The sequence below is a fragment of the Streptomyces sp. NPDC056361 genome, assembly GCF_042262805.1.
Lineage (GTDB): Bacteria > Actinomycetota > Actinomycetes > Streptomycetales > Streptomycetaceae > Streptomyces.
The window spans coordinates 1-9,897 of the sequence record NZ_JBHJQI010000210.1 but is presented as its reverse complement, the minus strand read 5'-3'; the positions used below and the strand labels follow the sequence as shown (position 1 = coordinate 9,897).

Annotated in this window: 10 protein-coding genes; 4 read left to right on the top strand and 6 right to left on the bottom strand. The window is 73.1% G+C overall.

The window, feature by feature from the left end:
• Positions 1-46: 46 nt before the first annotated feature.
• Positions 47-421, bottom strand: a complete 375-nt coding sequence (locus ACFCY7_RS37795; protein ID WP_376490613.1) for a hypothetical protein — start codon at positions 419-421, stop codon at positions 47-49.
• A 145-nt stretch (positions 422-566) separates the two neighbouring features.
• On the opposite strand from ACFCY7_RS37795, the gene ACFCY7_RS37790 reads away from it, so the two are divergent.
• Positions 567-1,409 (top strand): helix-turn-helix domain-containing protein, encoded by an 843-nt coding sequence (locus ACFCY7_RS37790; protein ID WP_376490612.1) that lies wholly within the window; start codon positions 567-569, stop codon positions 1,407-1,409.
• Entirely contained in the window at positions 1,391-1,597 is a 207-nt protein-coding gene (locus ACFCY7_RS37785) for a DUF397 domain-containing protein (RefSeq protein ID WP_376490611.1), read from the top strand. The genes ACFCY7_RS37790 and ACFCY7_RS37785 overlap by 19 nt, the downstream gene beginning before the upstream one ends.
• Before the next feature lie 27 nt (positions 1,598-1,624).
• Here the strand turns inward: ACFCY7_RS37785 and ACFCY7_RS37780 are convergent, their stop codons facing one another.
• From ACFCY7_RS37780 to ACFCY7_RS37760, 5 genes are all read right to left on the bottom strand, one after another.
• Positions 1,625-2,635, bottom strand: coding sequence for a helix-turn-helix domain-containing protein (locus tag ACFCY7_RS37780; RefSeq protein WP_376490610.1), 1,011 nt, complete (start codon positions 2,633-2,635; stop codon positions 1,625-1,627).
• A 336-nt stretch (positions 2,636-2,971) separates the two neighbouring features.
• Entirely contained in the window at positions 2,972-3,361 is a 390-nt protein-coding gene (locus ACFCY7_RS37775) for a hypothetical protein (protein WP_376490609.1), read from the bottom strand.
• A gap of 132 nt (positions 3,362-3,493) precedes the next feature.
• The gene (locus ACFCY7_RS37770) at positions 3,494-5,080 is read right to left on the bottom strand and encodes a protein kinase (protein ID WP_376490608.1); all 1,587 of its coding nucleotides are present in this window, start codon (positions 5,078-5,080) and stop codon (positions 3,494-3,496) included.
• Positions 5,077-5,670, bottom strand: coding sequence for a hypothetical protein (locus ACFCY7_RS37765; RefSeq protein ID WP_376490607.1), 594 nt, complete (start codon positions 5,668-5,670; stop codon positions 5,077-5,079). The genes ACFCY7_RS37770 and ACFCY7_RS37765 overlap by 4 nt, the downstream gene beginning before the upstream one ends.
• 120 nt (positions 5,671-5,790) lie before the next feature.
• Positions 5,791-7,842 (bottom strand): N-6 DNA methylase, encoded by a 2,052-nt coding sequence (locus tag ACFCY7_RS37760; protein ID WP_376490614.1) that lies wholly within the window; start codon positions 7,840-7,842, stop codon positions 5,791-5,793.
• Positions 7,843-8,114: 272 nt separating this feature from the next.
• On the opposite strand from ACFCY7_RS37760, the gene ACFCY7_RS37755 reads away from it, so the two are divergent.
• Together ACFCY7_RS37755 and ACFCY7_RS37750 are read left to right on the top strand one after the other, a co-directional pair.
• On the top strand, positions 8,115-8,936 hold the full coding sequence (locus ACFCY7_RS37755) for a DUF4190 domain-containing protein (RefSeq protein WP_376490606.1): 822 nt from the start codon (positions 8,115-8,117) through the stop codon (positions 8,934-8,936).
• Positions 8,937-9,070: 134 nt separating this feature from the next.
• On the top strand, positions 9,071-9,877 hold the full coding sequence (locus ACFCY7_RS37750) for a hypothetical protein (RefSeq protein WP_376490605.1): 807 nt from the start codon (positions 9,071-9,073) through the stop codon (positions 9,875-9,877).
• Positions 9,878-9,897: the final 20 nt, after the last annotated feature.

The window sequence follows — 9,897 nt, the reverse complement described above, 5'->3', positions numbered from 1 at the left end:
GGGCGTGCCCGGCACGCCTACTGCCTGGCGCTCTCAAGAGCGCCCTTCAGCGGTGGTCCCGCCACAAGTGCCGTCTGAGCAGCACGTTCGCATCCGTTACCGCACTGTGGTCGAACCGGCGCCGGGCCTCGGCCCGTTCCCGTACCAGCAGCGCACACGCCACGCAGTGCTCCACCGGCTCCGGCGGACGGCTCAGGTCCGGCGCGGGCTGCGGGGAGCAACCGGCGCGAGCCCTGTCATTGGCGGCGCGCACCCCGGCGCTCAGCCGCTCGGCCGGCGCGGCCGGCCGCACGTCGGCCGGGTCCGCCTGCCACTCACGGCCGCCGCAGACCGGCCGCAGCATCACATAGGGCCCCGCATTCCCCTTGAACTCACCGACCACTCCCGCCACTTGGTCGTAGACCCAGGCCCCTCGTTCCATGGATTCCGCTCCTCTCCGTGGACTACCCTCTGTGATCCCGGCACTACGAGAATGGACCGGGACACAGGGAACCCGGAGCGGTGGCGGACCGTACTTCCCCAGGTCGCGCGGGTAGTTCCACATCTTCCACAAGGGAGTACGCGCGATGCCGACGAGACGCGTGGTGACGGGCCGCAGCCAGGAGCCCAGGAAGAGGTTCGCCGAGGAACTGAAGCTCCTCCGCACCGACCGGGGCCTCAGCCTCCGGAAGCTCGGCGAGGCGCTGGGGTGGGACTGGTCGCTGTTCTCGAAGATGGAGAAGGGCGAGACGGTCGGCGGACCCGAGGTGGTCCAGGCGCTGGACCAGTACTACGGGACCGCGACGACGCTGCTGGCGCTGTGGGAGCTGGCGGTGGGGGACCCCGCGCAGTTCAAGGAGCGGTACCAGCAGTACATGAGGCTGGAGTCGGAAGCGGTGAGCCTGTGGCACTACGCGGTGAGCGTGCTGCCAGGCCTTCTCCAGACAGGGGAGTACGCCCGCGCGTTGCTGTCGACCGGCGGCATGAACGGCGATGAGCTGACCCGCCAGGTCGAGGCGCGGATAGGACGCCGCGACCTGCTGTCGGGTGACGGCGCCCCGCCGTTCCGCACGATCCTGTCGGAGACGGTCTTGCGGACCCCTCTGGAGAACCGGAACGAGTGGCGAGATCAGCTGGAGTACCTGCTGCTGATCAGCGAGCGCCGGAACATCACCATCCATGTCGTCCCCCACTCGGTGGGCCTGTTCGCGTTGATGAACACCCAGACGATGTTTCTCCGGCTGGCCGACGGCCGGACGGTGGCCTGGGTGGAGACCGCGCATTCGGGCGAACTGGTGGAGGAAGCAGCCGCCGTCGAACAGCTCCAGGCCAGTTACGATCAGGTCCGTGATTTGTCCCTTTCCCCGGTCGAATCACGGAAGTTCATCGTGTCGACGTTGGAGGAAGCATCGTGCGAGCCATCGACCTGAGCGACGTCACGTGGCGCAAGAGCTCCTACAGCAACGCGGACGGCGGCGAGTGCCTCGAAGTCGCCGACGCCCTCCCCGTCGTTCCCGTCCGTGACAGCAAGACCCCCGCCGGCCCCGCGCTCGTCTTCGGACCCGCCGCCTGGTCCTCCTTCGTCGCCGGAGTCAAGGGCGGGCGGCTCGACGCCTGAGGCATCGGCTCAGGCCGTCCCCGGGCATCACGCGGCGACGCTCTCCCCTGCCTCCCTGGCCGCCGCCGCGTCCTCGTCCGCGTCCTCGTCCGCGTCCGCGCGACAGTCGGGGCACTGGCCCGGCTCCCAGGCGCGGAAGGCGACGTTCTCGCAGGTGACGCAGAGCTGCATCGGGCGCTGTCCCTGCGCCGGGGTTGGTGTGGGGAGGGGCGGCGGGAGCAGGTGGGCGAGGCGGTGGGAGAGGAGTCCCGCCGGGTGCTTGAGGGTGTCGGGGAGCGCGGCGAGGAGCGTGCGGCGGACGGCGTCCGGCGTCGCGCCCCGCGCGAACCACGCGTCGACGCCGGGGGCCAGGTGCCGCACGTCCCGCGCCGACAGCAGCAGGCGCTCGTCGTGGCGCCGCAGGTCGAGCAGCAGCTCGGCGGCCGGACCTTCCGGAAGCCGCTCCGCATCGCGGCGTACAGGCTGCGCGGGCGGTGCCTCGGCCGCCTCCGGGACGGAGGTGGGAGCAGGGGCGGTGGTGGCGGCAGGGGCGTGGGCCGCCGGGCTCTGGGCCGAGTACGGCACCGAGCCCTGCGCGAAGTACGGGATCGAGCCCTGCCCCGCGCGCGGGACCGGCCCCTGCGCCACGCACCGGGCCTCACCCTGCACTGCCTGCGGGGCCGCGCGATGTCCCCGATCGGGCCCCTCCCCCAAGTCCCCACTCGCCCCTGGGTTGTTGTACGAGAACGTCCGCGTCACGATCCGACCGCTCGGCAGGCGCTCGCGGAGGCGGCGGAGGTAGCCGTGCGACTCCAGCTCGCGCAGGGCGGAGGCGATGCGGATCTCGCCCTCGGGGAAGCGGCCGGCGAGCGCCTTGATGCCGATGGGGGTTCCGGCGGGCAGCGACTGGATGTGGGCGGCGAGGCCGATCGCGGTGAGCGAGAGGTGCTCGTGCTGCACGAGGTGGTTGCCGACGACCACGAAGCCGCTCGTGTGGGGGACGTTGGCGTGGATGACGCCCGCGGCGGGCACGGTGGCGCTAGGGTGCTGAATACCCATGGGGAAGTTGCTGCTTCCTTGTTGGTCAGGCCCTCCCCGGGATTGCGAGTCCCGGGCGAGGGCCGAACTGTTTCTCAGTTCAGGTCGCCGCGAGCATATGCCAGGCAACCACCCCGAAATCCAGCCCAGTTGGGATGTTTCGCTCGTGTGGGTGACGCCCCCTCGGCATGACCGCTCAGAGCAGGTGGGGTGGGGTGGGTACTTTCCCCGGGTAATTAAAAGGACGTCGGGGGCCGCCGCGTCGCGGGGCCGCGCGACCCGGCGAGACCCGGCCCGGTCCGGGCAACGCGAGAGGGCCGGAACCTGTCGGTTCCGGCCCTCTCGGGTGTGCGGGGGTTACTTCTTGACCGGGTTGATGCAGAGGACGAACTTGTCGGCGTCCCACTGCTGGGCGAGGGCCTGCTCGCTGTCCTCGGCGCACTTGTTGACGTCGAAGGTGTTGTCGTAGACCTTGACGACCTTGAAGAGGTCGGCCTTGCCGGAGGAGCAGTCCTCGCTGTCGACCTTGGGGTCGTTGTCGGAACCGGTGACGACGACGCACTCGCCGGCCTTGGCGTGGACCGGGGCCTCACCCGTGAGGAACGGGAGGCCGAACTTGACGGCGAGGGCCACGACGATCGCGACGACGATGCCGCCGACCTTCTTCAGGGCGGCGCCGCCCTTCTTCGCGGGGGCGGGAGCGGCCGGCTGCTGCTCGGGGGTGAGGGGAGCGGAGGGCGTCGTCATGAGGGATTCCTTGGGGACGCGGACATGATCAGACGCGAACGTTACATGCACTAAAACCGGCAAAAAGGATCACGAAGATCCACTACTGGATCAGTTGTGGAGTCGTGATCCTGTCGGCGCGTCAGAAACCCTTCAGGGGCGGGGACCCAGCTGCCGCTGGTGGTCGAGCGCCCTGCGCAAGTCGACCGGAAGCGGGTGATACGGGCCGTAGGCGCGCTCGGCGTCGAACAGGAGCTGCTGGAGCTGGCCCTGGCCGACCGTGTGCTCGCCGGTCGCGAGGAGGAGCATCCCGATGCGGCGACGGATGTCGAAGGCGCGGGCGGGATCGTGCTCGTAGTACGGGAGGACGGCGCGGAACTCCGTGAGCGCGGCGGCCGTCTCGCCCAGCTGCTCCAGGCAGAGGGCGGCGTCGTAACGGAACTGCAGGGCCCCGGGGTCCGCGGGCCCGGCCTCCGTGTCGCGGTCCTCCGCGAGCCGGCGGAGCTCCGGGAGCGCGCGACGGTACTGGCCGTCGTCCATCAGCGTGGAGGCGTACTGCTTGCGCAGGATGCGGACGACCGGCGAGCGCTCCCCGTGCTCGGCCGCCGCCGTGGGCAGGATGCCGCCGAGGAGGTCCACGGCCTGGGTGAGCGAGCCCTCGCCGAGCAGCCGCTTGACCTCGTCCACGGCGGCGGCGAGGTCGACGCGCGGGGCGGAACCGAACGAGTTCCGGGGGTCGGCGCGGGGGTCGCTCCGGGGGCCCGGGGGTGCGACCGGCGGCGGCGGAGGCGTCGGCACGGGCACCGGCACGGGCGCCGCCACGGAGGCGGGGCGGGCCGGCCAGGGGGCGTGCGGACGGAGGAAGGGACGCGTGGGGTCCATGGGTCCCGTGGGGGCGCCGCGCGCGGGAAGGAGGGGGAGCAGGTGCTCGTAGACCTCGTGGGCGCCGGACGGACGGGCCTGCGGGTCCTTGGCGAGGAGGTGGAGGACGAGCGCTTCGAGGGCCTCGGGGACTTCGGGCCGGATCCGGCGGATGGGCACGGGGGGCTCGTACAGGTGGCGGTGCAGGACGCCGAGGGCCGTGGAACCGGCGAACGGCACGTTGCCGCTGAGGAGCTCGTGGAGCAGGACACCGAGCGCGTACAGGTCGGTGGACGGGCCGACCGCGCCGCCCATCGCCTGCTCGGGCGCCATGTAGGCCGGGCTGCCGATCTGCGAACCGGTCTGGGTGAGGCGGGTGGTGTCCGTGTCGAGGACGGAGGCGACGCCGAGGTCGAGGACGGTGAGGGACCCGTCCGGGCGGATCATCACGTTCCGCGGCTTGAGGTCGCGGTGCACGATCGGCACCGCGTGCACGGCGGCGAGCACCGCGCACAGCTGCGCGGCGACGCAGACCGCCCACTCCCACGGGTACGGGTCGTGCTCGGCGAGATGGTCGGCGAGGTCGGCGCCCTCCACGTACTGCATCACGAGGTAGAGGTCGTCGCCGTCACTGCCCGCGTCGTGCACGGTCACCAGGCCGGGGTGGTCGACGTGCGCCGTCACCCGGCACTCCCGGACGAAGCGGCGCCGCAGCTCCTCCGCCGCCGTGGCGGGGCCGGTCATCGTCGCCGGCCGGAGCAGCTTCACCGCGACCCGGCGGTCGAGCCGCCCGTCGTAGGCCGTCCAGACCTGCCCCATCCCGCCCTGCCCGATGACGGTGGCGAGCTCGTAACGCCCACCGATGACACGCCCGTTCACCTGCGGTCTTCACCTTCCGGAGCGTTCTTGCGGAGCAGGTCGCTCAACTCGTCGAGCTCGGCGCGGACCTGCTCGATCCGGGGGGCGACGGGCGGCTGGGGCACCTGGACCGGCGGCTCCGGGGGCGGCGCGCTGGTGTACGGGTTGGGCGGACCGAGCGGACTCGGCACCGTGACGGCCGCGCCGTCGGCGCCGTAGGGGTGGCCGAGCGGCCGGTACGGCGGGGGCGCCTGCTCCAGGGCGACACGGCGGCGCTCGAAGTGGCGGATCTCCGCGACCAGGTAGTACGTGACCGAACCGGCCGCGAGGACCGTGATCGTGCCGATCCCGACGAAGGCCTCCAGGGTGCTGCCCTCCTCGTCGCCGGTCACCGCGGCGTACGCGAAGAGGGCGGAGCCCGCCAGGAACGCCAGGCCGCACAGCACCCAGTCCAGCGTCCGGCGGGTCACGATCGCGAGCCGCAGCAGCGGGGCCCACGCCAGGAATCCGCAGCTGAGCAGCGGGAGCGCGCTGAAGAGCACGCGCAGCGCGATCAGGCCGCCGGAGGCGGGGCTCTGCGGCGGCTGCGGGGCCTGCGGGTGGCCGTACATCTCGGCTGCTCCTGCTCGGACGGATCGGTGTGCGGAGACGAGCGTATACACCGACGCGGACAACGGTTCCGGGATACCCGGAACCGTTGTCGAAGTGAGCGGGAAGCGGCCCCGGCGGGGTCAGGGCGCGACCGTGCCGTCCGCCAGGCCGTCGTACAGACCCTGCACGAGCTGGTCCCCGAGCCGGGACGTCTGCCGCAGCGCCTCCTCGAACTCGGCGAGGGCCCGGAACCGCGCCCCGAACCGGCGCTGTTCGGCCAGGGGCAGCCGCGGCAGCTGGAGTCGGCGGACGTCGAGCCGGGTCGCGGTGGAGGCGTAGCTGCTGGCCTGCCGGTTGTTGGCGGTGGCACGCAGGAAGCCGGCCAGGAACCAGGGGTCGAGCGCGGCCGGGTCGGGGCGCAGCAGCTGGAGGTTGCGGCCGAGTGCGGCGCCCTCCGCCGAGGCGTCGACGACCCGGACGGCCGCGCCGCCGCCCAGGACGGGGACGACGACGTCGCCGGCGGCGAGCAGCACGGGCTCCTCGGGCGGGCCGTCGGGCAGCGTGCCCGACGGCGGCTGGGCGGCCAGCACGTCGTGGTCGGTGAGGACGGCGACCGGGGACGCGGCGGGCGTCGTGCCCGTGCCGCCCGCGCGCAGGACCAGGGCTCCGGCCCTGGCCAGTTCGCCGACGGTGGTCGTGGGGCGGCCGACCGGTCCGGCACCGGCGTCGGTGGGGTCGGTCACGGGCGGCGGTGTCAGCTCACAGGTCCGGCGCAGGGTCTCCGTCAGGCTCTCGCGCACCCCGGCCAGCTGGGCCGCTCCCTCGGCGGCGGCCGGGGGCGGCAGACGGCGGGCGGGCGCGAGGTCGACGTCGTCGTCGAGGAGCTCGATGACGGGGACGGAACGGCTCACGCCCGGCGTCGCCGCGACGCCGCCGTCCCGGTCGAAGGGCCCCCACGCGTCGAGCACGGCGGTGTGGACGGCCGGCCAGTCGATCCGGTCGCGGGCGTCCCGCGCCGGGCCCGCGTGCTCGGACGCGGTGTCGACGAGGAGGAGTTCGGCGGGGGGCCGCTCGCCGGGGGCGGGGCGGCGCAGCACCCAGAGGTGCAGCGGGATGCCGTACGGCGGCGCGGCGCCGGGCGGGAGGGCGACGACCGCGCGCAGGGCGCCCCGGCGGAGCAGGTCGGCGCGGATCCGGCGGCCCGAGCGGCGGGAGGCGGCGGCGGGCGGCATGAGGAGGACGGCGGTGCCGCCGGGGCGGAGGCGGGCCAGGGCGTGCTGGACCCAGGCGAGTTCGGACTCGGTGCGGGCCGGGAAGCCGTACTCCCAGCGCGGGTCGTAGGCCAGTTCGTCGTGGCCCCAGTTGCGTTCGTTGAACGGCGGGTGGCAGAGGACGGCGTCCGCGGCGAGCGACGGGAAGGCGTCGGCGCGCAGGCTGTCGCCGGACCGGACGCGGATGTCGGCGTCGGTGGCGAGCGCCAGGCGCAGGGCGGTGAGCGCGGCGAGGTCGGGGTCGGCGTCCTGGCCGCAGAACGCGCCGGGCCGCTCGACCGCGGTGAGCAGGCTGCCGGTGCCCGACGCGGGGTCGAGGACGGTGAGCGGGGCGCCGTCGCCGCCGCCCGTGGCGAGCGCCGCCATGAGGGCGGCGGGGCCGGGCGGGGTCAGGGTGTACTGCCGCGGGTTGGCGTCGAGGTGACGGCCGAGCAGGAACTCGAACGCCGCGCGGACCCCGGTCTCGGCCGCCAGCTCGGCCGCCCCGCGCAGGAGGGGGACGGAGGCGGCGAGCGCGGTGCTGGTGGGGGTGAGGACGGGCCGGCCGTGGCCGAGGCGCTCGCCGAGCGTCTCCTCCAGGGCGACGGGCAGCACCTCGACGAGCCGCTCGTCGGGCAGCTCGGCCAGCGCGGGCCAGGCCGCGGACCGCTCCCGTACGAGGAGGAGGGCGCAGCCCGCGTGGACGAGGGCGGTGACGGCGCCCGCCGGATGGCCGGCGACCTGCTGCCAGACCCGCTCGCGGAGCGGGACCTCGGCCAGCTTGCCCTGGTCGCGGAGCCACTGCTCGATCTCGGCGAGGGCGAAGGAGGGGCTCGCCTCCGTGCCGCCGACGGGCTTGGGGAAGTCGGCGTGGCGGCGGCGCCAGTTGCTGACGGCGGCCCGGCCGACGCCCGCGAGCCGGGCGATCCCGGCGGCGGTCACCTCGGCCCCGCCCACCTCCTCGGTGCCCGTGTCCCCGCTGTCTCCGCCGCCTACGTCCGCTGCGCGCTCCGGCACGTGACCCATCTCCCTGGTTCGCCGCTTGCTCGTCCTGCTCGTCCTCGTGTGACACCAATCCTACTGACGAACGTCCGCCGCACCACTTCACAGTGTGAGTCGATCCGTTTTTCGTGAACCGTGTTGACTCGGTTCACAGGCTCTGCTGTGATTGACCCATCGCGCCAGACATCTTCACCGTCCGGGAGGACACACCCATGTCGTACGACACCCAGGTCCCGCCTGCCGCCCCGCAGGTCATGCGCAACGGGCTCGGCACCGCGGCCCTGATCCTCGGCATCATCGGCACGCTCTCCGGCCTCATCCCGCTCTTCTTCTGGCTGGCCGGCATCCTCGGCCTGATCGCCCTGATCCTGGGCCTCGTCGCCAGGGGCCGCGTGAAGCGCCGCGAGGCGAACAACAAGGGAGTGGCCCTCACCGGCGCGATCCTGGGCCTCGCGGCCCTGGTCCTCTCGGTCGTCGGCGCGGTCATCACGTTCACGGCCGTCAGCGACGCGGTCGACGAGCTCGACAAGGCGGTCAAGGACGCGGCCCCGAAGGACCCGAGCGCCAGCCCGAAGGGCAAGGCCCCGGCCGACTCCGCCTCCAAGGCCCCCGCGGGCGACGCCGGCAAGAAGAACAAGGGCGCGGGCCTCGCCGACGGCGACACCTCGGTCTACGACGACGACGTCAAGGTCACGGTCTCGGACCCGAAGCCGTACACCCCGGGCGAGTACGCGGTCGGCCACACCAAGGGCAACACGGCCTACCAGGTCACCGTCGTCATCGAGAACGGCGGCAAGGAGAAGTTCGACACCGCCCTCGTGTCCCTGAGCGCCACCGCCGGCACCGACGGCGTCGCCTCCGAGCAGATCTTCGACGACAAGGTCGGCGCGGGCTTCGAAGGCACGATCATGCCCGGCAAGAAGGCCACCATCACCGTCGCCTTCGACGCCCCCAAGGCCGCCAAGAACCTCACCGTCGAGGTCAACCCCGGCTTCACCTACGACGCCTCGCAGTGGGAGCTGAAGATCGGCTGACCCCGCACCACCGAGCACGCCCCCCGGCACCGCTCAGCACCACCAGGCACCGCCCAGCGCCACCCAGCACCACCAAGGACCGGGGGCCCTCAGGGGCCCCCACCGCCCGTACGACCCCTCTCGGAGACACCCCCATGCGCGCCCTCACCCGCCCCCGGACCCACCGCACGACCCGCACGGCCAGGACGACCCCCACCACCCGGACGACCCGCACCGCCGTCGCCGTCCTCCTGTGCGCCGCCGCCGCGGCCGGCGCCGCGGCCTGCGGCCCGTCGGCGGACGAGGCGAAGGCTAAGCCGGCGGGACCCTTCGGGGAACTGACGGGGTCGCAGATCGTCGACAAGGCGTTCGCGGCGACGAAGACGGCGAAGTCGCTGACCGTCGACGTCGACGTCCGGTCCCCCGTCGAGCCGATGAAGGCCTACCTGTCGCTCGACACCGGCGGGAAGTGCGCCGGCACGCTGACCATGGGCGCGGCGAACACGGCCGAGCTGATCAAGGTCGACGACAAGAACGTCTACCTGCGCTTCGACGAGGCCTTCCTCCGCGAGCAGGTCAAGGAGGACGGCCCGGAGGCGCAGGACGCCATGGTCAAGGAGCTCAAGGGCCGCTGGCTGAAGTCGTCCGCGAGCGAGGCCGACTCCGACGGCATGCTGGCGCTGTGCGACCTCGACGAGCTGCTCGACGGGTTCGAGCAGGGCGCGACCGGCATCGAGAAGGGCGAGGAGACCACCGTCGACGGGCAGTCGGCGCTGGCGCTGACGGAGCCGGGCGACGCCGGCGAGACGAGCACGGTCTACGTGGCCACCGAGGGCACGCCGTACATCCTGAAGATCGTCACGAAGGGCGGCGAGGAGCCCGGGACGATCGCCTTCTCCCACTACGGGAAGCCGGTCGCGGCGAAGGCCCCGGCGGCGAAGGACGTCGTCGTCGCCGACTGAGCCGCGAGGAACGCGTCACG